The organism is Poriferisphaera corsica, from assembly GCF_007747445.1.
GTDB lineage: Bacteria > Planctomycetota > Phycisphaerae > Phycisphaerales > Phycisphaeraceae > Poriferisphaera > Poriferisphaera corsica.
Window position 1 is genome coordinate 896,293 of record NZ_CP036425.1, and the last position, 23,471, is coordinate 919,763.

Consider the following 23,471-nt stretch of genomic DNA (forward strand, 5'->3'; position numbering starts at 1 on the left):
AATGTCAATCAGTAACGATATATCCATTGACAATGGAGTTGTACTTCGTGCTCAAATTCGTGGTGATTTAACGCTTTCTGGTGTAATAAGCGGAGCAGGTAATTTAAATATCAATGGGCTTATAGATTCAGATACAGTTACATTGACTGGCAATAACACCTTAACCGGAAACGTCATTCTATTCGACGGTATATTAATTGCAGGCCATGACAATGCGATTGGCACTGGGAATTTGCAAGTTACTGGTAATGCTTCATTACAATCTAATGACGATTCACGAACACTTAGCAACAATGTCACAATTACGAATAGTGATACACTAACCATTAGTGGAAGCAACAACCTCACCTTAAGCGGCGTCCTCTCAGGTGCAGGTAGCTTAACAAAAAGTGGTACTAATACGCTCACACTTTCAGGCATAAATACATACACCGGTCTCACGACTGTCTCCGCCGGCACACTTCTAAACTCCGGCACCATTGCAGGCAGTGTCACCGTCGGTTCAGGTGCAACACTTTCCGGCAGCGGAACAATCTCTACCAATCTCATAAACTCCGGCACTCTCTCACCCGGCACATCGCCCGGCACTCTCACCGTCGGCGGCGATCTCACACTCAACTCCGCTGGCACATATAACATGGAAATAGCTGATACCGGAATCGCTGGCACCGACTACGATCTCATCGACGTCACCGGCGCAGCAACCATCGCTGGCGCACTCAACGTCATTGTTTTCGATACATACACACCAACCCTTGGTGACACATTCACCGTCATCGAAACCGACGGCGGTGCTACCGGCACATTCACCACTATCACCGACAATCTTCCTGCAATGTTCTCTATAGAACAATCAATATCAGGCAACGACTTGGAAATTGAAATCGTTGCGCAACCACTAGGCCAAGCCGTCACCGCGCGTAACCTCGTCTTCGCCGCAGAAGCATTCGAGCGTATCCGAAATTCCTCACCCACTGGCGATTTAGCAACGGTCATTGATCAACTAGAAACACTTCAACAGCGCCCACTCGAAATCGCTTTCGAACAAATTGTTCCCAACTACCTCGTCACACAATCCCAAGCCACATTCCGCGGCATCGACGTTCAGAACAACAATATCAACGGTCGTCTCAATGAACTCCGTTACGGACTCCCCAATAATATCTCAAACAATCTCAGCATACAGCAGCCGCAAACCCATTCCGATCCTGAACGTGAGTTAGATATCGCCGCTCAAGCCAATCGACAAATCTTGCAGCAAGCGCAAGAAATCAACCGCTTCTCCGGATCAGGCTCCGACATCTGGGGTGCATGGATTTCAGGCTACGGTACCTTTGGCAACTTTGATGCAGCGCTTAGTCAAGCCGGTTACGCATTCGATACCGGTGGCGCCACACTTGGCTTCGACTATCGCATCCTCGACACACTCGCCGCTGGCGCTTTTGCTGGCTACGCAAACACCGGCACAACCGTCGATGGTGGACAAGGCTCAAACTACACCAACACTGTCAACACCGGCATCTACATGACATGGTTCAACGAAGAAGGTTTCTACACCTCTGGCCTCGTCGGTGGCGGCGTCTCCTTCTATGAAAACAACCGCCGTATCGTTTTCGGCAACATCGATCGCGTTGCCGAATCCTCTGCCACAGGTTTCTATGTCCAAGCTCTTGCAACCGGCGGCTATGAGTTCACATCCGGCAACTGGGGCTTCGGCCCACAACTCGCCCTTCAATACGTCAATCTTCAAATCGGATCGCACTCCGAATCCGGTGCCGATTCACTCAACCTCGATGTCGGCGCCTTCCAAGGCAACTCCTTCGTCACACGTTTGGGCTTTCGCGTCAATTACACCTACGAAACCGAAGACCTCCTCCTTGTCCCAGAAGTCGTTGGCTTCTGGCAACACGAATACCTCTCCAACTTCCAAGTTGTCAACGTCGGCGTCCCCGCCGGTAATCAATCCTTCGCATACACAGGCATCGGCCCCTCTCGCGACTCCGGCCTTCTCGGCGTTAACCTCATCGGCATCAGTCACGACATGCCGCTCACATTCGACGTCCAGTACAACGTCGAGTTTACGCCCAATCAGTTTCTCGTGAACAACTTCTTTGTAGGTATTCGAGTCACCTTCTAATCGACAATATAAAAAGCCAGCACATCATAAGCCAGCTTTCATGCACTCATTCATACTAATCACATAATCGGCACAGAGATCCCTGCCGCTTTCCGCCATCCCGTCAGCTGACCAAAATGTGTTTCTTCATGTCCCGACATAACATGCATGATCAAATGGCCATACGTCGGGAAAAACGAACGCAACTCTTCAATCGGCATTTCGCTCATCATTTTTTCATCAGATGTCGCTTGTACGGTCGCAAGTAATGATTGATGAGTTCGCAGATAATCCTCTAATAGCTGCTTTTTCGAAGGATATTTCCCCGGTTCATGGCTCGGTTTCGTTCCATAATCAAACAACGCCTTGTATCTCGCAGGTAAGAGCGATTCTCCTCTCAATAAACCAACCGCCATATCCGCAGTGACTGCCAAGTGTCCCAGCGTCCAAGCCGGATGGTTCACCTGCTTACCGGGTTGTTCCGTGAACCGTTCGCTCGGTATCGTATCTATTAATGCAAGTACAAACCGTTCACACATTTTGAATTCATCAATCAATAATTGTTTGTAACTCATATCATCCCTTTTGAAACAGATTAATGCCTAACTGATGGTTAGTTTAGGGTTATCAATTCAATTCAGCTTAGCAATCAGCGGCCGCACGCCATTGTACGAGTTGGCCATAATGCACACCTTCATGCCATGACACGATGTGAGATAGTAGGTGCCCATGAGTCGGAAATTTAGGCTTTGCTTCCTCGATTTCAACGAGCTTCGTGATCTCAGTATCTGACAAATCTCGAATCATCTCGCAAACGGATTGATGCACACGCTGATAATCAGAGACAAGCTGATGCAATGAAGGGTAGATTGAACTGTTGTGAACGGGTGTTGATCCGGTATCAAATAATGTCACATATTCTCGTGATGTTACACGCTCGTGTCCCAATATACCCCGTAGCATATCACCAGCATTTGCTAAATGCCCCACCGTCCAGATCGGATGATTTACAATACCACCAGCCGGCTCTGCCAAGCGATCCTTTGGCAGTGTTTCTACCAATGCAATGAATACACGCTCATTCAACTGATACTCGTCTATGAGATGCGATCTGAAATCAAGCACATTCTTCCTAACTTAGATACGTACTACAAGATAAATGTGAGTCATCATGATGACCACTTACTCACTCGCCAGCCCCGCGACTCTTCGCCATGTGCTCAACTGTCCCAGATGATACCCCTCATGCCCCGCCAGAACATGCACAAGAAACATGCCGTACGTCGGGAATCGTGAAATCAATCGTTCAACATCCATCTTTTTTGTAAACACCTCCGGTAACGCATCCTCCAATGCTCCAATTAATAATCGATGCATCTCCAAATACCCCTCCACTAACTCCGTTTTCTCTGGGTACATTGAGGCATCCGCAATCGGCTCACTCCCCACCTTAAACTTCGCGATCTCTTCCTCACTGCACACCGATTTCCCACCCGTCAGTAACCCATACACCGTGTTTTCTGACACACGTAAATGCCCCAAAATCCACGCCGGATGATTCCGTATCCCCATCGGTTGCTCGGTGAACCTTTCCGCTGGGATCGTATCAATCAGTCCCATCGCAAGCCGTTCGTTTAACTGTAATTCTTCAATCAATTGTTTTGTACTGATCATATCTCGCATCCTTTTATTGTCATATTTTGTGACCATGGTAAAGCATAGCTCGCATGTCTAACATGATCCTCTTAGGATTTATTGCATCACTTCCATCTCATCCCATCATTCACGCACCCACCAGAACCGCCCGCTTCATCAACCGCCACTGCATCCAAACCGCCGCGCATAATACAGTCAACCACATCACCATCGTCGACCAAACATAAAATAAATGATTCAGCTCCAAGCCCGCCTTCCAACTCACCCAAATCAATCCCATCGCTATAGGCAGCCACAATACCCCGATCAAATAAACCCATGACACATAACATCCGCAAATAAAACTCAGGTACACCGTATTTCGCCCCAATTTGTTCCGCCCGAGCCCCCATACCCCCATCGCAACCGCGTACGTAACCAGCAGTACCCCCACGATGGGCATTAAGCCATTTAATAACAACCATATCGCCATTCCCCCATCTACTGCATACAGCCAGTCGCCAAAGACGAAACCCCACACATGCTCCTGCGTGACTGCATATCCTCGGTCATCCACGATCCTCGGCCCTAGCTCCATCACCCAATGCAACCCACACAGCAATCCCACTAACCCACTCGTCATGACTGCCCGCCACAGCAACATTTTTACCCGTCTTGCCGATTGGGGATCATATAATCGCGTCCTATCTATCAACCGATTAGGCGATCTCCAGCTCATTTTTACCCCTTCCCAATACCGAACCTGTTTCGGCGTCATCATCTCTCGCTCATGCGCCGCTCCACATTCCGGACAGCCCACAATCTTCGGAAAATCATAAAGCAGATACCCGCACCCATTGCACTGCTTGGGCCATAGTGTTCTCACGCCAACGCCCGTCTTCCCATCCCACCATCGCGCATCATAACTCACAACCCGAAATAGCATTACCAGCCCCCATACCCAAGCCATCACCACAAACCATCCGCTAATCGTATCTGTCTCCCGTAAATACCACGGGTACGCCGTCATCGCATCCCCCGCACTTGTCGCCGCCTCCCAATACGCATTTTTTATAGCCTCTAACCATAGATTAGGTACGCATCCCAGAATCCACACCCCCAAGAACCCCGGCCCCGCCAAACACAACCGTTCAAACGTCATCCATACGCTTGTCCCATATCGCACCACTTCACCTCTTAAAGGAGCGATCAAAACTGATAGTCCAAATAAAAGCCCCCCCAAGATCGAAATCGATACCAACCAGCCAATCATGAGTACGAGAAGTATCTTGAGCTTATCACTCATCTGACCGTTGAATAGAACTTCAAACTCACTCGAATACCCAACCCCATTTTCCCATAATCCGAACACCAAGTTGCTCAGAAACAGCGCAGCGATACTCACCAACAATCCAAACACCCCCATCCTCCACCCTTGCCCTTCATACCGCTTCGCCATCGCTACCGGCCTCACCCACACCTGTAATAGATACCCCAGCAACTTCGCAAAACCGCCAGCATCCCCCCGTTTCGCCGCGATGCTCTCCAAACTTGCCGCCTTAATCTCAGTCATATCACCAGTTTACACACTCCCCCCTCACCTGTAACGCCCTATCTCCCATACCCGACTTCCTCTCCTGCCTCGCCTCAACGTGGACCATGTAACAGTTCGCAACAAACCATCACAAATGACCCACTTAACCCTTTCCAGTCCGGTTATTTGCATCCCACCTCTCCCCCCTGTAACCTGTTTTTCTACCGTGTTTGGCAGGGTACTGGGGTCGTTGACTACCTGCTATTTTTTATTGCGTCTTGCGCCATGACTCACTGGGCTCGCCCAGCAAAATGAATTGCCAGCCATCTACAATCGCATTGGCGATCTCTCAGGCAACGCATGAGTAGCTCCGTAAGACGCATCAGTGTGTTCTTCCCGTCTCAGATTCGGGATTTTTTGCGTTCAGCTTCCATCAGCAAGCACCGTCTATATATAGATCCCATCGCTTGCCCGCATACGCTGAACCGTGGTATGGAGTATCAGTCATGAACGAGCGTACACAAATCGCACGCGCAACCGCCGAAGGCCTCCGCGCCTTTTCCCCCAACATCGATCAAACCCCTGTCATGCTCGGCTTCGACGGCTTCGTCGATTCCATCATCGACGTTGTCGATCAACGCATCACCGCCGACAACTACACACCCATGCCCACCATCGATACCTACGGCAAGCGCATCTCTGCCGCCGCAGGTAAATCAGCTAACTTCGAACTCGTCGTCAAACTCCGCAAACTCGGCGGCAACGGGCCCATCATGGCCAACGCCATGTCACGATCAGGCTTCAACGTCACCTACGTCGGCGCTCTAGGCTATCCAACCATGGACCCCGTCTTCCACGAACTCGCCGAGCGTGCCGAAGTTCACTCCATCTCAGAGCCTGGCTTCACCGATGCACTCGAATTCGAAGACGGCAAGCTCATGATCGGCAAACTCCAATACCTCAACGCCATCGATGTGCAAACTCTCCGCAACGCCATTTCCGACGATAAATTCTTCGACATCGTCAACCGTTCCGTCCTCATCGGCATGATCAATTGGACCATGTGCGCTCAAATTCACAAAGTCTGGCAATACATGCTCGACGAGGTCTACCCCAAATGCGAAGCCACCGTCAACGGCCGCAAACGCATGATCTTCATCGACCTCACAGACCCCGCAAAACGACCCGCCGAAGATCTCCGCGACGCACTTTGCATCTGCTCCGACCTCACTAAATACACCGATCTAACCCTCGGCCTCAACCTCGCAGAAGCCATTCAAGTCTCCGAAGTCCTCAACCTGAACGTCCCCGGCGATCCTCTCGACACCGTCATTGAACGCGCCGCCGCCATCCGCGAAGCCATGAACATTGCCGGCGTCGTCGTCCATCCCCGCCAGGGTGCAGGCGCAGCCATCCTTGAAGACGGCCAAGTCAAAACCGCCTACTTCAAAGGCCCATTCGTTGCCAACCCCAAACTCTCAACCGGAGCAGGCGACAACTTCAACGCCGGTTACTGTCTCGGTATGCTCGCCGGTCTCACCCTCGAACAGCGTCTCTGTTGCGGCACAGGCACCTCCGGCTTCTACGTTCGCAACGCCAAGTCGCCAACCCTCAAAGACCTCTCCGATTTCTGTAACAACCTCCCAGAACCCGAAGGCGCATAATAAGCACCCACGCAACTATTATAAAAGCAAAAAAATAGGCCAAGGCTCAGCATAACGCTGAGCTTTTTTTGTCCTTGCAATGGGTATAGATAAAACTTCGCCTCTAGGCAAAATGATAGTTTTTGTTTTGACTCAATAATATGAGCCCGAAGACCACGCTGTTAACAACAGCCAGCTTTAATCGCGAGTGACTTCATATTCTAAATTCTGGTCTTTTAATGGCCAACACAATCCCTTTGTAAGTAACCATATTGCGAATACGATTTCTTGTAACACAACAGGTATTGTCATCATGCCATAACCAATAGAAACAACATCCAATAGCTGGAATAACAATAAAAAACTTGCAACTAGAAGTAGTGTATTCCCAGCGATCCCCCAGACTGACAACCATCTTGGGATTTGTTTTCCCATAAAAAATAGAGCGTATAAAATCAAACCCCCTAATCCTGTTGCTACCATGACTCCTAAGTGATTGATCAAATCCCGTAATAGTTTTAACATCTCACCAATCGTCTCATAAAGCACGATGTTTGAACCTGAATCAGATGTGTATTTTTGACTGATAAGAATGAATGCAGGCAGTAATATCAGGCCCACCAACTGGAATGCTCCCGCTACAAATCGAAAACCAACGAAGCCAATAGATAGTGGCCGACTAAAATCTCGAAGCACCGGATAGATGACAAGCGAGAATCCAATATAGATCGGAACTAACAAGAATTGAAATAACGCTCCGCTTAGAACTTGATTTTTGTTGGGATAGACTTCTTTGAGATAACTTTCCCCTTCAACCGAGGGCACGATGCTCAAAATGCCAGCAATCATGCCAAGGATAATGAGTGTTCCAGCAATTCGTGAAATGTGTTTGATTGAGGTCATTAAATCTACGGCCTTGCGATGGATTTTAAGCTCTTTTTTATGAACGAAATCATAAGGTTCTTACGCGAATGATATTGCGATTTTAACAGGATCACATCCCAGCGATCATATGCTTCTTTCGTATCTGCTGACCCAAAGACAGTTCGTCGTATCCAGCAGCCAAAATCATCCGGAAATACGCCATTCAGCAAAACGGTATGCAGCTGAGGAGCGGTGGTGTTGTTTTCTGGGTAACGACAACGTGAGTGAAGACCTTCTCATCCGAAGGCCACTGCCGGTAGCCGCCCGATTTCTGTCGCCAGTGGATTACTTATTAAAATAGATGCGATCCATATCACATCGTTCATATCTGAAACTCAAAGAATCGAAATTACATAGATTATGTTAGAAACACATGAGTAAAGAGAGTGGCTCGAACGAGTTTTTGGTGTTCTATATATGGTTCGATTTTGCCGCCATTGAAAATATAGTCAAAAATAATCTCGCCACATATCGTTTTGTAAAAATGTTTTCCCTAGCATGACAGAATTTCTCATACATATTCTGCGCGACAATGCGGTATGGCCCAATACTCAGTTTTAAATATAGTACAAGCGAATCATAATTGATCTAACTAACGGTTAGATTGTCGTTAGTCGTTAGAATTTCTGAATATAAAACGTTATTTCATATGCGGCACTAAAAAATAAAATCAACCATAGCGAATAGATAGCGATGATAAACAGATAAGCCTTGTTTTTAAGGGGTTTAGTCATTTGCTTGAACAACTAATGTAATTCCCTATATTCCGCGATATTCTCGCGATTGCGCTCGCATTTGCTTTTAGATGATGTATATTAATCACAGTTATTTTTGACGAGGAGAGTAGGGGGAGGGTCGATATTCCCTTCTGTATCTTCTCAATTTAATAATACTTGTAACTTTTATAACCCAAGTAGTTTGGGACTGCTTTTGATTTGATCAGGGTCTCAATCAAAATGCTATGGGAGACGCATCTATGGGACGAACAACAAAAATTATTAAAACTAGCGTGCTGGCTTCAGCCTTAATTGCAGGCCCCGCAATGGCTGCCAGCTATACTTACTCGAAAGGTGATTGGGCGCCCCCCGGTTCTGAGAACCCACCTTTCAGTGTCTCCAACACATGGAATGTCGATAATTCCGTCACCAGTGCAGGCACAATCGAAGTCTGGTTCTTTGGCGATCTGGACAACATCGACGAGAACGTGCAGATCCAGTTCGAAAGTTTTGACCTCGGAACTCTCCTTGACGGCAACATTGGCAATGACGTGTTTAATGCTGGTGCTGCTGGAGATCCGTTTTACGACGGATCAGTATCGAACCTTCAGTACGGTACGTTCAATAATCTTGGAGCGAACGTGACCGACACTGGTACACAGCAAGTACAGATCCATTATGGCAAAGTATCGGTTTCGAAGGATGTGATCGATGCCCTCGTTGCAGACGGCATGGTCTCCTTCAGTCTGAACTTCACCGGCGACGTTGAAAACCTCATGCCACCCGCTCCAGTCGACGACTGGCTGCAGGTCAAGCTGACCTACGTCCCAACGCCTGCTGCCGCATCCATGGGCCTGGCCGCCCTCGCAGCACTCGCTTTCCGCAGAAAGCGCGACAAATAAGCTGATCATGCGTCACGTCATCGTGACCACCAATAATGAGATTCGCAGGCATCGCTTCAGGCGGTGTCTGTTTTTTTGTCAATATTTTGCTGCAAATATCTCGAGAAGCACCCGAAAATGTTGATACTCTGTCAACAAGCCCGCGACAGATAAACCTGATTGTCAGTCTCACCGAAACCGCTAAATTGGGGTGATGGAAGACGGCAAGCCACACTACAAGAAACGAGATGAACGCAAGATCGATATGAAAGGGCTTTTTGATAAATTGCCCCCCCACGCACCGGAGGCTGAATCCGCGGTGCTGGGCTCCATGATCCTCGATTGGCGTGTCTGCGGCGATGTTCTGCAGATCCTTAAAGGCTCGACCGACTTCTATAAAGCAGCTCATGCTGCCATCTATGACGTGCTTGTCGAACTCTATGATAAGACGCAATCCATTGATATGGTTCAGCTCAATCAGCGTCTGGTTGATAAGCAGCAGCTTGAGCAGGTTGGCGGGTTGGACTACCTGATGGAGTTGGCTGAGTCGGTTCCATCCGCGACCAATGCTGCCTTTTACGCCCGTATTGTCCGTGATAAAGCCAAGCTTCGTGGCCTGATTGAAGCTTCAGGCAAAATCCTCCACGATGCTTATAACGCTGATATCCCCGTCTCTGAAATGCTCGACAAGGCGGAAAGCTCGATCTTCGAGATCGCGGAAGATAAGGAGTCCAGCGATGAAGCAGATTTAACTTCATTGCTTCAAGAAACATACGCGATGCTCGAAAACTCTGATGGCCGAGATATGGGCGGCGTCATGACCGGGTACTTCGAGCTTGATGAGATGACCAACGGCCTGCAGCCGGGTGAAATGATCATTGTCGCGGCTCGTCCGTCGATGGGTAAAACGGCTTTTGCTCTGAATGTCTGTGAAAATATCGCAGCGACCAACAAAGTACCATGTGCGGTGTTTAGTTTGGAGATGGGCAAGCAGCAGCTTGCTCAGCGTTTGCTCTGTTCACGATCCGGGGTCGATTCACATCGTCTGCGTCGTAACATGCTGTCGCAGGACGATTTCGGTAAGTTAGTCATGGCGGTGGGTGAACTTTCGGATGCGCCACTATACATCGATGATACACCGGGCCTAACGCTGATGGCTCTGCGTGCAAAGGCTAGGCGGATGGCTTCACGCCACGATATCAAACTGATCATGATCGACTATATGCAGCTTATGACCGCGCCCGGGGCTGAGTCACGTCAGCAGGAAGTTTCGAATATCTCACGTGGTATTAAGGCTTTAGCGCGTGAACTGCATGTGCCTGTGATTTGTCTTTCGCAGCTTAACCGTGGTTCGGAAGGTCGTGAGGGACATAAGCCGCGTATGAGTGACTTGCGTGAATCGGGTTCGATCGAGCAGGATGCGGACGTTGTGGCGATGCTTCACCGTGAAGACTATTACCACCGTGGCGAGGAAGATTATCAGATGACCAACATGGCGGAGTTGATTATCGCGAAGCAGCGTAACGGGCCATGTGGTGTTGTGAAGCTGCACTTTGACGGCGGTACGACGCGGTTTAACAACCTGGCATATGCTGCGGCTGAAGGTGGCGGCGGATTCTAATCGACGGTTAGAAGGCTGCTCGTTTTGTTTTTATTGAGGGGGGGAGAAAAATTGTTGAAGAAAGTTTTGGCGTGAGCTAACCAATGATTAGACCTTTGTGTTTGTGTGCGCATTTCTATTGAGTAGACTGTGAGAATAGGGGTTAAGTGTGCGCACAAATGCGGTGTTATCCACAGAGAACGGCGCGTTTTGGCGCACAAAAAAGAAAATTTGATGGTTTTCCTGTATTCGAAATGGTTGGGAATTGAACAGAAATGGCCAGGAAATGTTCGGTTTGGGTGAGAAATGAATAGAAATCGCTAAGAAATCATCAGCGCGAATTAGGCCCAAAGCGCGTTTGTGCGCTTTTGTCATTAGGTGTGATATTTAGACTTTTTGGCATGGCTTTTGCATACGCGGTTTGGATGTTGCTATGTTTTTGAAAGCATGAAATGGCGGCTGAAGGAAGTGGTGGGTTGATGGGATTGGGTGAGTTTGAGGCCAAGCGGTGCGATGAGTGTTTGGAGGTCTTGATCATCGTAGAGGTAATGGATCTGAATGGGTAAGTTTTGGCTGGCTGGTTTTTGGGGGGTGATTGGGGTGGTTGGAGTTGTTTGGGGGAGTGGGGTGAAGGTATGTTTGAATTGGAGGGTTTGGGTGTCGGGGTTGTATTGACCGCGATAGGTGAATTGGCCGGTGGAAAGGGTGTGGGCTCGGGTGATGTCGAGTTCTCGTTTTGGGGTGATGGCGTGCTTGTCCCACATTTCGATGTAGATGTGGCCAAGTCTATTCAAACGCTGTATGCAGAGTTTTAGGAGGGTGGCAAGTTCATCGGGTGGGAAGAGGCTAAAAGTGTAATCAAGAGAATAGATGAGGTCGGCGGATTGGCTGCTGGAGACGAGATGATCTCGGAAATCCCTTTGTATGTAGGGAATTGGTGGATTGGTGGCGTGTTGTTTGGCGACAGTTAATGCGGCTTTTGAGAGGTCGATGCCTTGGATGTTGTGGTAGTTGCGATGGTGGAGTTCACGGAGGTGACGGCCTGTGCCGCAGCCGAGATCCCAGAGGATGTGGTGAGGTTGGATGTTTGTTGCGTTGATGAGGGCCGTGATGTCTTGTTGGGTGGCATCCTTTGATTCCGCGTTGGGAAAGAGAGAGAACCATGTGTCGAAGGTATGGGCGAGGTTCGAGGGGGAAGTGGTTGATGTACACATATTGCTGCCGGATGTTGGGGGTAAAGAAAAAGGCGATCAGATGATCGCCTCTATTCGATGGTTAGTTGTTTTATTTGGTTGCTTCGGGTTCGGTGTCGGGGTCTTGTGAGTCGAAGCGGTGGAGGGTGATGTTCTCGTATTGGAGTTTGTCGGGCAATGATTTGTCTTCAAAGATGGTTGAGTTGGATTTGAGGGCGAAGACGTTGGTGATTTTTTTATCGACGATATCGACGACGATGAGGGATTGTTTTTGAGGTTCGGTTGTGCCGATGAGTTTGCGTGGGCCGTTGCCGCAGGCGTTGAGGGAGATGAGATTGAGGCCTTTTTTACGGGCTTTATAGTAGGCGTGATGATGGCCGGTGAAGAAGACGGAGACGTTATTGTCGGCGAAGAGTTTGGTGATGCGTGCGGCATCATCGGGGGTCATACATTGGGTTTCGCGGCCGTGAGCGATGGGGTAGGGGGGGACGTGTGCGGTTACGAAGACGTGGTCGAAGTTATTGGCGTTGGCGAGCGCTTCCTCGATGAAGGCCCATTGCTGTGAGTCGAGTGGTTCCATGGTGGTGATGTTGAGAGAGAGGAAGAGGATGTTGTTGACACTATGCGCGTAATAGGTGGGGAAGTCGTTGAGCCAACCGACGAAGTTCAGGGGCGGTTTGTTGTTGGGGTCTTGCCAACGTGCGCGGAAGACATCGCAGTCGATTTTGAAGGCGGGGTATCCTGAAGCGTCGTGGTTGCCGGGGGTTGGCGCGAAGGGGATGGCGGCGCGTTTGAGTGGGAGATAGACGGCGTTATCGAAGCCTTGCCACATGGAGTTGAGGATGTCTTGACCGAAGCCGCGTTTCTGTGCGGCGATGAGGTCGCCAGCGGAGATGACGAGATCGGGTTTGATGTGCTGGGTGGTGAGTCGGATGAGGTCGCGTACGTCTTTACGATAGGTGGTTTCGCCGTAGGATGAGTTGGCGTCGGAGAGGACGATAAAGCGTGTTGCGTTTTCGCCTTTGGGTTTGACGGGGATTTGATCGGGGCTGAATGGGAGGCGGTCGGCGGCGGCATTGAGTGTGGTGGTGAGGGTGAGGAGTAAGAGAGCCAACAGGGCGGGGATGTACGATAGCGATTTCATGGGCAAAAACTCCGGTAGGGGGCGAGATGCTATTGTAACATTTCAATGATTGGATTGAAGGGGGATGTGGTGGAGTGATAAAAGTTGGGTTTGAGGGTTGTAAGAGGGTTTAGATTGCCTTGTGTAGATATTCACGTGTTGACCAGTGGGTCGTTACGTTATGAATGCTTATTTACGTGAACCTACTGCCGATGATGCTTCTGCTTATACGGCAAATAATGATGCAAACTGCTCTAGAATGCGTGCCAAGTGAGGATGATTGCGGTTTTGAGGGCGAGGCCGAGGTAAACGGTTTCGCCAACGTATTTGTCCCTAAAGCAATCACGATAAAACTAGCGGGCGGGGCAGGTGAGGTTTGGGGGCATTTGTGTTGGTGGGATATATGTGTTGGGATGACACCCTGCCACCGGCGGTAGCGGGCTTGATGAGGGTAAGGGATTTAGGTGTGCACAAAAAAACCCGCCGAGGGCGGGTTGGGGTTGTTTAGTCTAATAGACGATTAGGTTAGTTGGAATTTGTAAAGGTGAGTGGTGTGATGGCGGCGTGGATGAGTTCGTTGGCTTGGTCTTTGTGGGATTGGGTATATGAGTTTGATTTGTGGATGTCGTTGGCGATTTTGAGCATTTCGCTGGCGACGGATTTGTTGTCTACTTTTTTGGTGATCTTGTAGGTTCTGGGTTGTTTGAGTTTGTTATGCCATGCGTTACGAACGTCAGCCCAGAATGCTTTGGTGTTATCCCAGTAGAGGCGACCGGGGGTGAAGTCGGTTTGGTTGGTGCGTGTGTAGGTGTTGATGCCGATTTCGTGTGAGATGACTTCGAGTGGCTGGCCGGTGTCATCAAGGACGAGTTTCTGGTTGTCTTGCTCGTGGACCCAGCCATCAGGTGTGATGGTGTGGCGGTTCTTGGCGAGGAGAACGTCATAGTCGCTACGGTTTGAGTATTCGCGTCGAGGGAGGGTTCGCCAAGTGTCTTGGGATTGCCAACTGGATTGGTTGCCGAGATGTGTCCACTGGCCGAGGGCTTCGTAGCGAGGAGAGTCGTCGACTTGATAGACGGCTTGGCTCCATTGGCCTTTTGATTCGTTGTCGTAGATTTCAGAGGTTTGGAAATTACGGTAGCCGATGTAGGTGGTGAGTTTGGTGTCCTGGTATTGCCAATCTTGGCGCCAATGTTTGGTGATGATGGGTTGATCGCTGTCTTCGAAGTACATGACGAGGATGTGTTGGAGTGAGATGAATGAGCTGGTGTCTTCGACGACAAAGACGTATTCGGTGGCTTTTGAGGTGTAGGGTTCTTCGAGTTGGTAATCGGGGATGCGACTGAGGGTTTCGTGGAATTTGAATGAGACATCGAATTCGCCGGCCATGGCGAGGATCGCTTGGCGGTCGAGTTGGAATTTGGATTGAGTTGATGGTGGAGAGGAGGGGGAAGTGTTGGTGGGTGTTGAGGTTGCGCAGCCGACAAGCAGGGCGAGCAGGCAAAGGGGGATGATTGATTTGTAAAACACAGGCGTATCCTTCCGGATTATGTTGGGGGCGCTGTAGGCGAGGTTATTATATGAAATTGAGAATCAATATCAAATGCAAAGAAAGGGTGAATGCTTTCTATGGAGATTGATGGATCGGGGAAGGATTGGGGATGAAGAGTTTGCGAGCTGTAAGCTTGCAGCTATTTGAGTTGTGGGTTGTGTGGCATGAAAAAACTGCGAGCTGGGGTGCTCGCAGTTGGGTGTGGTTTGGGTTGGTGTCTATTGGATGGTTAGGTTGCGGGTGTGAGTTCTGTGTCGTTGAGGTAGCAGGAGGGGTCCATGCCGAGCCAGTTTTCGGTGGCGGCTTCGGCGCGGGTGCGGAGGTTGCCGTTGCAGATGTCGAGGAACTGACAAGAGCGGCATCTATCGGGGAGATAGTCTTTGCGATCGCGGAGTCGGGCGAGACGTTCGTCGTTGGCTGAGGCCCAGATTTCGGAGAATTTTTGATCTCGGATGTTGCCACAGTTGTAGTGCCATGAGAACTGGTCGTAGTGAACGAAGCCCATGGGGTCGATGGATGAGATGTTTGAGCCGGAGCGGTTGCCGCCGGTGCCTCGGAGTTGTTGCCAAACGTCTTCGGCTTTTTGCGGATTTTGTTTTTGTAGTTGCAGGATTGCGTAGGCGGGGTCGGTGTGGTTGCCGACGGTGAGTACTTCGAGGGGTGAGCCAGATTGGTGGAGTTTGATGGTGCGGTCGAAGATCATGTCGACGACGTCGCGGGTTTGTTGGGAGGTGAGGTCGACTTTTTGCATTTTGCCGCCGCGGCCTGAGTAGGCGAGGTGGTAGACGCAGAGGCGGTCGATGTGGTATTCGTGGCAGAGATCGATGATGTCGTCGAGTTGGTGATAGTTGAGTGCGTGAACGGTGAAGCGAGCGCCGACTTTGATGCCGACGTCTTTGCAGCGTTTGATGGCGGCGAGCGTTTGGTCGAAAGCGCCTTTCATGCCGCGGAGTTTGTCGTGGTTATCGCGGAGTCCGTCGATGGAGATGCCGACGTATTTGATACCGATGTCGGCGAGTTTGTGAGCGGTGGGTTGGTCGATGAGTAGGCCGTTGGTTGAGAGGGTGCATTGGATGCCGAGTGATTTGGCGTATTTGATGAGGTCGAGTGTGTCGGGCCGGACGAGGGGCTCGCCGCCTGAGAAGAGGACGGCGGGGACTTGGAATTCGGCGAGGTCGTCGAGGAGTGCGATGCCTTCCTCGTGTGAGAGTTCGTTGGGGGCAGGGTTTGCGTCTGCGGATGCGTAGCAGTGGACGCATCGGAGGTTGCAGGCGCGGGTGACGGCCCAGACCACAACGGGGCGTGGGGCATCGGGGAGGATGTTGTAGGTTTTGCCGGCGGGGTGTTGTCCGCGGTCACGTTTGGTGTGGCCATAGCGGAGGTCTTCGTTGCCGGCGGCGTGGTCGGCGAGGATATTGGATACGCTGAACATGGTTAAGGTTTTCTCCTGCAGGCGAACAGGGGTAAGAGAGTTTGGGGTTTAAGGGAGGTGAGGTGATGAGTAGATCCCACATGCAGAGCATGTGGGCTTGAAGATGTTAGCTGGTTTTGATCAGGCTAACTGATGATTAGATGTCGGATGCGGCTGCTTGTTGGCAGGTGCATGCGTGCTCGTTGTTGAGCAGGTCGATGTTGGTTGTGTTTGATGTGGTGATGTGGTTATCGAGTGTGTATTTGCCGAGGTTTTTCTGGCGGTTGATGTGTTGCGCGAAGGTTGGTGGGATGTAGCCGCAATCGGGTTCGGGCGCGAGCATGTCGCCGGTGAGGGCTTTGGCGCGGGCGCGTGATCCGCCGCAGACGCAGCGGTAGTTGCAGTAGCCGCATTTACCTTTGAGGATTTCGGGTCGGCGAAGTTTTTTGAATGTGTCGCTGTTTTGGTAGATATCGACGACGGACTGTTGGCGTGAGTTGCCGCAGTCGACGGGGAGGAAACCGGAGGGGTAGACGTCACCGATGTGTGAGACGAACATGATGCCTTTGCCGTCGTTGAGTCCGAGTGGCGCTTTGGAGGTTGAGCGTGGGTTGCCGTTTTGTGTGGGGATGGGTGAGGTGTTGCCGTTGGATTCGCGGTGGGGTCGGGCGACATCTTCGGCGGAGCCTTTGCCTTTGACGGGCATGGCGGCGAGGATTTCCTGTTGTTGCAGGAGGTAGCGGCGGTAGAAGGGTGCTTCGGTGGTTTTGATGGGGAAGGGGCGGCGTTGTGATTCGCGGAAGAGGGCTGCGAAAGAGTCTTTGTATTGCGGTGGGTCGATTTTGAGGTCGTTGATACCGCGGCCAACTGGGACGAGGTAGAAGACTGACCAGAGGTCGATATTGAGTGGTTCGAGGATGTCGGCCATGTCGGAGATTTGATCGACGTTGGCTTTGGTGATGGTGGTGTTGACTTGTGTTTCGAGGCCTAGTTTTTTAGCGACTTTGAGCATGTCGACGGCGTGTGTGAATGTGCCGGGGATGCCGCGTTGTTCGTCGTGTGTTGCGGCGTCTTTGCCGTCGATGGAGAGGCCGAGACGGGAGATGCCGGCTTTTTGTAGTTTCTTGAGTGAGGCGACGTTGAGTAGTGGTGTTGCTGAAGGGACGAATGAGACGTCGAGGCCAGCGGATTCGGTTGCGTAGGCGATGAGTTCGAAGATGTCGGGTCGTTTGAGTGGGTCGCCGCCGGTGATGACGAGGATGGGCTTTTTGGGGAATGTGGCGAGCTGATCGATGAGTGCTTTGGAGTCATCGGTGGAGAGTTCGTTGGGATGGGATTGAGGTTGGGCACATGCGCGGCAGTGCTTGCAGACGAGGTCGCAGGCGCGGGTCGCTTCGTAGAAGACGAGTAGAGGTGAGTGTTTGGTGTCTTCGATTTGGTATGTCCAGGCAGAACGCATTGGTTTGCTCCAAATAATGTGGATGTAGCCTGTGACGATGACGGAGAACAGGCGGGTCATACGTCAGGGGATATTCGGATCATTTTATAGTTCTCTGGCTGTTGATGCACGTTTGGGGGTAAAGAAATGGGTGGAAATTTGCGGTGATGTAAGGTGTTTGGGATATGAGGGTTGTGAGGTGATGGGTGAGAGGGATGGTGGGAGTGGGGGGGATGCTGCGAGGCGGGGGAGATGTCGCTATGATTGGGCGATGTGAGGGGGCATTTGAGGGGGTGTATATACAGGAAGAGCATGAAAGGCGCGAAGGCGTGAAGGGATCTGCGATGAGTTTGACGATGGATATGAGTCATGAGTTTGAGGTGGCGGTAACTGCGGTGCAGGCGGCGAAAAGTGTGTGCAGGCAGGTGCAGAGGGATTTGGTGGATGGCCATGCGATGGACAAGCAGGACAAGAGCCCGGTGACGGTGGCGGATTATGCGTCGCAGGCGCTGATTTGCGGGGTGATGGGTGAGTCGTTTGAGGGGATTGCGATTGTGGGTGAGGAGGATGCGGAGGATTTGCGGAAAGAAGAAAATGCGGGGATTCGGGGGATGGTGGTGGAGCAGGTGAATGGGATGCTGGAGGAGGGTGTGAGTGAGGCGGATGTGCTGCGGTGGATTGATTTTGGGAACGCTGAGCCGAGCGAGCATGAGCGGTATTGGACGCTTGATCCGATTGATGGGACGAAGGGGTTTTTGAGAAAGCAGCAGTACGCGATCGCGCTGGGTCAGATTTTCAAGGGTGAGGTGGTGATGGGGATTTTGGGTTGTCCTAATATGGATATTTTAGATGAGGATGCGGCGAAGCCGAGTGGATTGCTGATTACGGCGATCAGGGGGCAGGGGGCGTGTATGGTCGCGATGGATCAGCAGGTGGGTGATGCGGTACCGCTGCGGGTGAGTGAGGTGAGTGAGTTGAAGGATGCGCGGTTGTGCGAGTCGGTGGAGTCGGGTCATAGTGATCAGTCGACGAGTGGTGAGATTGCAAAGCGGCTTGGGATTGTGAAGGAGCCGTACCGGATTGATAGCCAGTGTAAGTATGCGGCGATTGCGCGAGGTGATGCGGAGGTGTATTTACGGTTGCCAACGCGTAAAGACTATGAGGAGAAGATCTGGGATCACGCGGCGGGGATGATTGCGGTGGAAGAAGCGGGGGGCGTTGTGACAGATATTTATGGGAAGAAGTTGGACTTTGGGAAGGGTAAAACATTGAGTGCGAATCGTGGGATTGTCGCGACCAACGGTAGGTTCCATAACGAAGTGGTGAAGGTGGTGGGTGAGGTATTGGGTTTATAACCTAAGCATTGATTAAAATAAAATTTGTAGCAGCTTGTGTGTAATGCATGAGCTGTTTTTTAAATTGATATTAAAGCCTAACGTGTTGTTAGAGGTTTGATTATGCGTACGTATTTGGATTGTATTCCTTGTTTTGTGAAACAGGCGTTGGGTGCGGCGCGGCAGGTGACGGATGATGAGGTGTTGATTGAGCGGGTGATGAAGCGGGTGTGTCTGGCGGCAAGTGAGCTGAGTATGACGGAATCTTCGCCGGTGATGGGTCAGAAGATTCATCGGATTATCCGTGAGGAGACTGGGTGTGGGGATCCGTATGCAGAGATCAAAAAGCTGTCGAATGAGATGGCGATGCGGATGGTGGATGGAGCGAAGGCAGAGATTGAGGCTGCAAAACAGGTAGGAAACGAGGTTAGTGGGTTTGAGGTGGCAGTGCGGTATGCGATTGCGGGGAACTCGATGGACTTTGCGATTTATTTGGAATGGGATGAGAAGCGGCTGAATGATTCGCTGGCGGTGTTGAGGGAAAAGGTGATTGATAAGCAGGCGGTGGCGGATCTTTGGGAAGCGATCGGGAAGGCGGAGAAGATTTTAGTTTTGGCGGATAACGCAGGTGAGATTGTGTTTGATCGGTTGCTGATGGAGACGTTGCCAGCTAAGGTTTTGCCGCGGATTACTTATGCTGTGAAGGGGAGTGCGGTGATTAATGATGCACTGCGAGAAGATGCGGATGAGGTGGGTGTGAGTGATTTGGTTACGGTGATTGATAATGGGACCGATGCGCCGGGGACGGTTTTGGAGCAGTGTTCGGATGAGTTTATGAAGGCGTACCATGAGGCGGATGTGGTGATCTCGAAAGGGCAGGCGAACTATGAGACGCTTAGAGCGTCTTGCGAAATGACTTGCTCGTTGAGCAATGGGTCGTTACGTAAAAAACGCATCTCACATGAGCCTGCTTCCGATTGTTTCACAGGACATATGACACGTAATGATGCAACTTGCTCTAGTGGTTGTGATCGCGAGGTGTATTTCTTGCTACAGGTGAAGTGCCCGATCATTGGGAAGTATGTTGATCAGGGTAAAGAGGTGGGGGATTGGGTTGTGCAGCGGTATCGGCCGTGATGGGGGAGGGTGTTGTAGGCATTTAGGTGTTGGTTGTAAGACACCCCATGACCGGCGGTCATGGGCTTGAATAAAATGGGTTGATTAGACTAACTTATGGATAGAAAGCGAGTCGTGAGAGCGGCTCGCTTTTTTTGTAGGAGAGGTGGGGTGTTGGTATGAAAGAATGAAAGCTATTTCGGGGGGGGGATTCTGGTGAAGTGTTTTTTGAGTTTTAGGAGGGGGGATTCGATGAGTTTGAAGCTGAGGGTTGCGGCGATGATGGTGAGGAGGGTGCCGAGAAGGAAGTCGAAATAGGCTTGATTTTCAGGGGAAATGTGAGGGGTGAGGAGTTGGCGTTGGAGGGCGAGTACCCACATGTGGTAGAGGTACATGCCGTAAGAAATGAGGCCGATGTGGGTGATGGGTTTGAGGTTGAGTAGGGTGTGTGCGAAGTGTTTGGGGTTGAGAATGATGGCGGCGAGGATGAGGGAGAAGTTGAGTTGAATGAGGAGGCGGGGTAGGCCGAGGATGTTGGCGGGAGTGAAGTGGATGAGGAGGATGAGGGTGAGTACGAGGCAGGGGAGGGCGGCGATGTGAGCGAGTGGTTTGTAGAGTTTGTTGAAGGTTGGTTTGTGGTGAAGGAGGTAGGCGAGCCCAACACCGAGAAGGATGGGGGTGAAGGTGGACTGCATGATTTCCAACGATTGGAGATGGGCGGCGAGGTCGGGACTGAAGAAGGGGTAAATAAGTTGGAAATTGATGGCTTGAGAGAGGCAGAGGGCGAAAGCGTAGAAAAGGAAGCGGATGGTGGGTTTGGCGAATCGTTCGACGAGGGGCCAAAAGAGGTAGAACTGTTCTTCGGTGGCGAGTGACCAGAGGGGGGCGAGGTTGAGTGCGTGGGTATCTGACCAGTTAGAGGTATAGGTGAGATAGAGTGGGAGTTGTTGGAAGAAGGTGGTTTGGTGGTGAGGAGAGGAGAAGCCGAGGGCGAAAAGGAGGGTGAGGGCGATGAGGGAGAGGTAGTAGATGGGGAAGATGCGAAGGGATCGGCGTGCGTAGAAGGCGCGGAGAGAGATGGATTGGTGGATGGCGCGTTCTCGGATGAGGAGTGTGGTGATGAGGAAGCCGCTGAGGATGAAGAAGAGATCGACGCCGAGGAAGCCGCGGGTGAGGAGTTGGGCGTTGAGAAATTCGGGTCGGAATGCGTGATGCCAAAGGACGGTGAGTATGGCGAAGCAGCGCAGGCCGTCGAGTGAGGTGAAGTGGCGGCGAGTGAGGAATTGCTGATGGGGTGTCAGTGGTGGTGGTGCGAGTGTTGTGGATGTGGCGGTGGCTGTTGGCAAGGCGTACTCCGGCTTATGAGATGATGCTGTTTGTGATGCGGCATTGCGGTCGGGTACTGATTGCGTTTAAGCGTGTTTGGTGCCAATACAGGTTGCATTGACTGGTAGGTTGTTGTGTTGAGAATGCTTTCAAGGTGGGCTGCTGCGGTTTGTGGTTTTGGGGAGCACTGAATGTATGATGCTATTCGATTTTGTGTGGGTGTAGATTAATGGAGGGGGCGGCATAAAGAAAGCGTAAACGGTGAGGTTTACGCTTCTGGACGTTGGTGGTTTTTGTCTGTTATCAATTTATCGGACGCATGGATTGATGCGACCCGATTAATGTCTATTTCATGAATAGCTATGGGGGGGGTTAGCCTCGGACGTCGATCATGGTGCCCTTGTGCGGCTCAGCGGCAATACGCTGGGCTGATTGTGCAGATTGGGCGGTATCGCTGATCATGTTGATGATCATGTCGCCTTGCGTGCGGGCAGTGTCGAGTGCTTTTTTTGCCACAGCGGTGTCGATCTGTTGACGGACTTCGACCTGCTGCATTGCGCTAAATTGTGCGGTTAATCCATTGACCATATAGGGGTCATCGGCGAAAAATGCCTGAGGACTTGAAAGGTGAAGGGAATTATAGGTCTGAGATGGGACATTTGTTGCGATTTTGTGGTCTAGGTTGACGAGGAGAGTTGTTTATCGGACGTGTGGTTGGCTGGCAGGTTTCTTTGGGTGATCTGAGGGAGAGGGGTTGACTCTCCTGTTAGGGGAGGGCGTAGGCTATGTATCGAAAGGTCGAGCTTATGCAGATGAATAGAAAGAAGTGGGTTATTAAATTTGGGGTGATGTTGATTGGGATGGTGATGTTGCTGGGTGTGGGAGGGTTTTGGTATGTGAGCTGGCTGATGAAGCAGCCAATGTATGAAGTGGGGGATGCGCGAGATGAACGTCTGTTGAGGGGGCCGTTGCGTCCGCCGATTCAGACGGGTGAAGCGGGGGTTTGGTTGGTTGAGCCGGATGTTAAGTTGGCGTTTGATGTGTATGGTGAAGGTGAGGATGTGTTGGTGGTGCATGGGGGGCCGGGGATGCCGTATGGGAAGTTGTGGGACGGGCTTGAAGCGTTAACGGATCGGTACCGGTTTTATTTTTATGATCAGCGTGGGGCGGGACGATCAACGCGATTGTTCGATCGGTTTGAAGGAAACTATTACGAGAATATGGTGCGATTGGAGCAGGGATTGGGGCTGGGGGCGCAGGTCGCGGATATTGAGCGGGCGCGGCAGATTTTGGGGCAAGAGCAGATCACGGTGATTGGTCATTCATATGGCGGGTTTGTGGCGATGCTTTATGCGGCGGAGTTTCCGGAACATGTGAAGAAGTTGGTTTTGGTTGCGCCTGCGGATGTGTTATTGCCTTGGGATGAGAAAGAGGGGGATGATTTGTTTGAGGGGACACGTGAGAAGTTGAGTGAAGGGGATCGGGTCGTGTTTGATAGGTTGATGTCGGAATACTTTAATTTTGCGGGTATTTTTGAGCGATCGGATGAGGAATTGGCTACGATTCATGTTGGTGTAGGTAAGTATCTGCTTAAGGGACTGGGGGCGGATCATGTTGAGATGAATGATGCAGTGAAGAGTGGTGGGTGGTCGGTGTTTGCTGTCTATTTCAGTCAGGGGCAGGCTGGTGATTATCGTGAAGCGCTGGAGCAGGTGAAGGCGCGGACGCTGATCGTGCATGGGGCGGATGATGTGATGGCTCGCCGGGGTAGTGAGCATTACCGCGAGATTGAAGGGAGTGAGTTTGTGGTTATTTCGGGTGAGAAAGATGGAGGGACGGCGGGGCATTTTGTTTATGATGAACAGGCAAAGAAATTTGGGGAGGTTGTTGGCGCGTTTTTGGATGAAGAGTAGGTCATGTTGGAGCAGA

Annotated in this window: 19 protein-coding genes; 7 read left to right on the plus strand and 12 right to left on the minus strand. The window is 51.0% G+C overall.

Features of this window, described 5'->3' with window-relative positions:
* Position 1 precedes the first annotated feature (1 nt).
* Positions 2-2,137 carry an autotransporter family protein gene (locus KS4_RS03545; protein WP_145074713.1) on the plus strand — a complete coding sequence of 712 codons (2,136 nt, stop codon included), beginning with the start codon at positions 2-4 and terminating at the stop codon, positions 2,135-2,137.
* Between the two features lie 59 nt (positions 2,138-2,196).
* Here KS4_RS03545 and KS4_RS03550 read toward each other — a convergent pair whose 3' ends face one another.
* The 4 genes from KS4_RS03550 to KS4_RS03565 form a co-directional block, all read right to left on the minus strand.
* The gene (locus KS4_RS03550) at positions 2,197-2,691 is read right to left on the minus strand and encodes a DinB family protein (protein ID WP_145074716.1); all 495 of its coding nucleotides are present in this window, start codon (positions 2,689-2,691) and stop codon (positions 2,197-2,199) included.
* 67 nt (positions 2,692-2,758) lie between these two features.
* Positions 2,759-3,202 (minus strand): DinB family protein, encoded by a 444-nt coding sequence (locus KS4_RS03555; RefSeq protein WP_200761531.1) that lies wholly within the window; start codon positions 3,200-3,202, stop codon positions 2,759-2,761.
* Between the two features lie 96 nt (positions 3,203-3,298).
* The gene (locus KS4_RS03560) at positions 3,299-3,790 is read right to left on the minus strand and encodes a DinB family protein (RefSeq protein WP_200761532.1); all 492 of its coding nucleotides are present in this window, start codon (positions 3,788-3,790) and stop codon (positions 3,299-3,301) included.
* Positions 3,791-3,899: 109 nt separating this feature from the next.
* Entirely contained in the window at positions 3,900-5,324 is a 1,425-nt protein-coding gene (locus KS4_RS03565) for a hypothetical protein (RefSeq protein ID WP_145074724.1), read from the minus strand.
* 467 nt (positions 5,325-5,791) lie between these two features.
* On the opposite strand from KS4_RS03565, the gene KS4_RS03570 reads away from it, so the two are divergent.
* Positions 5,792-6,949: a carbohydrate kinase family protein gene (locus tag KS4_RS03570; RefSeq protein ID WP_145074727.1), complete on the plus strand. Its 1,158-nt coding sequence runs from the start codon at positions 5,792-5,794 to the stop codon at positions 6,947-6,949.
* Positions 6,950-7,126: 177 nt separating this feature from the next.
* Here the strand turns inward: KS4_RS03570 and KS4_RS03575 are convergent, their stop codons facing one another.
* Positions 7,127-7,831 carry a DUF4386 domain-containing protein gene (locus KS4_RS03575; RefSeq protein WP_145074730.1) on the minus strand — a complete coding sequence of 235 codons (705 nt, stop codon included), beginning with the start codon at positions 7,829-7,831 and terminating at the stop codon, positions 7,127-7,129.
* A 997-nt stretch (positions 7,832-8,828) separates the two neighbouring features.
* On the opposite strand from KS4_RS03575, the gene KS4_RS03580 reads away from it, so the two are divergent.
* Both KS4_RS03580 and dnaB read left to right on the plus strand, forming a co-directional pair.
* Positions 8,829-9,470: a hypothetical protein gene (locus tag KS4_RS03580; protein ID WP_145074733.1), complete on the plus strand. Its 642-nt coding sequence runs from the start codon at positions 8,829-8,831 to the stop codon at positions 9,468-9,470.
* Between the two features lie 193 nt (positions 9,471-9,663).
* Positions 9,664-11,070, plus strand: coding sequence for a replicative DNA helicase (gene dnaB, locus KS4_RS03585; RefSeq protein WP_200761533.1), 1,407 nt, complete (start codon positions 9,664-9,666; stop codon positions 11,068-11,070).
* A 410-nt stretch (positions 11,071-11,480) separates the two neighbouring features.
* Here the strand turns inward: dnaB and KS4_RS03590 are convergent, their stop codons facing one another.
* The 5 genes from KS4_RS03590 to KS4_RS03610 all read right to left on the minus strand — a co-directional run bounded on the left by KS4_RS03590 (position 11,481) and on the right by KS4_RS03610 (position 17,847).
* On the minus strand, positions 11,481-12,263 hold the full coding sequence (locus KS4_RS03590; RefSeq protein WP_145074736.1) for a class I SAM-dependent methyltransferase: 783 nt from the start codon (positions 12,261-12,263) through the stop codon (positions 11,481-11,483).
* Between the two features lie 70 nt (positions 12,264-12,333).
* Positions 12,334-13,386, minus strand: a complete 1,053-nt coding sequence (locus KS4_RS03595; RefSeq protein WP_145074743.1) for a metallophosphoesterase family protein — start codon at positions 13,384-13,386, stop codon at positions 12,334-12,336.
* A 504-nt stretch (positions 13,387-13,890) separates the two neighbouring features.
* Positions 13,891-14,895 carry a DUF6607 family protein gene (locus tag KS4_RS03600; RefSeq protein ID WP_145074746.1) on the minus strand — a complete coding sequence of 335 codons (1,005 nt, stop codon included), beginning with the start codon at positions 14,893-14,895 and terminating at the stop codon, positions 13,891-13,893.
* 251 nt (positions 14,896-15,146) lie between these two features.
* Positions 15,147-16,349, minus strand: coding sequence for a radical SAM/SPASM domain-containing protein (locus KS4_RS03605; RefSeq protein WP_145074749.1), 1,203 nt, complete (start codon positions 16,347-16,349; stop codon positions 15,147-15,149).
* 136 nt (positions 16,350-16,485) lie between these two features.
* On the minus strand, positions 16,486-17,847 hold the full coding sequence (locus KS4_RS03610; RefSeq protein WP_145074752.1) for a TIGR04053 family radical SAM/SPASM domain-containing protein: 1,362 nt from the start codon (positions 17,845-17,847) through the stop codon (positions 16,486-16,488).
* Positions 17,848-17,999: 152 nt separating this feature from the next.
* Between KS4_RS03610 and KS4_RS03615 the strand changes: the two genes are divergently transcribed.
* On the plus strand, positions 18,000-19,121 hold the full coding sequence (locus tag KS4_RS03615) for a 3'(2'),5'-bisphosphate nucleotidase (protein ID WP_200761534.1): 1,122 nt from the start codon (positions 18,000-18,002) through the stop codon (positions 19,119-19,121).
* 102 nt (positions 19,122-19,223) lie between these two features.
* Complete coding sequence (locus tag KS4_RS03620) at positions 19,224-20,237, plus strand: damage-control phosphatase ARMT1 family protein (protein WP_145074755.1); 1,014 nt, start codon at positions 19,224-19,226, stop codon at positions 20,235-20,237.
* A gap of 173 nt (positions 20,238-20,410) precedes the next feature.
* Here KS4_RS03620 and KS4_RS03625 read toward each other — a convergent pair whose 3' ends face one another.
* Both KS4_RS03625 and KS4_RS03630 read right to left on the minus strand, forming a co-directional pair.
* The gene (locus tag KS4_RS03625; protein WP_145074758.1) at positions 20,411-21,562 is read right to left on the minus strand and encodes an acyltransferase family protein; all 1,152 of its coding nucleotides are present in this window, start codon (positions 21,560-21,562) and stop codon (positions 20,411-20,413) included.
* 352 nt (positions 21,563-21,914) lie between these two features.
* A complete protein-coding gene (locus KS4_RS03630; protein WP_145074760.1) occupies positions 21,915-22,130 on the minus strand; it encodes a YjfB family protein in 216 nt (71 codons plus the stop codon).
* Between the two features lie 197 nt (positions 22,131-22,327).
* On the opposite strand from KS4_RS03630, the gene KS4_RS03635 reads away from it, so the two are divergent.
* Complete coding sequence (locus tag KS4_RS03635) at positions 22,328-23,455, plus strand: alpha/beta fold hydrolase (RefSeq protein WP_145074763.1); 1,128 nt, start codon at positions 22,328-22,330, stop codon at positions 23,453-23,455.
* Positions 23,456-23,471: the final 16 nt, after the last annotated feature.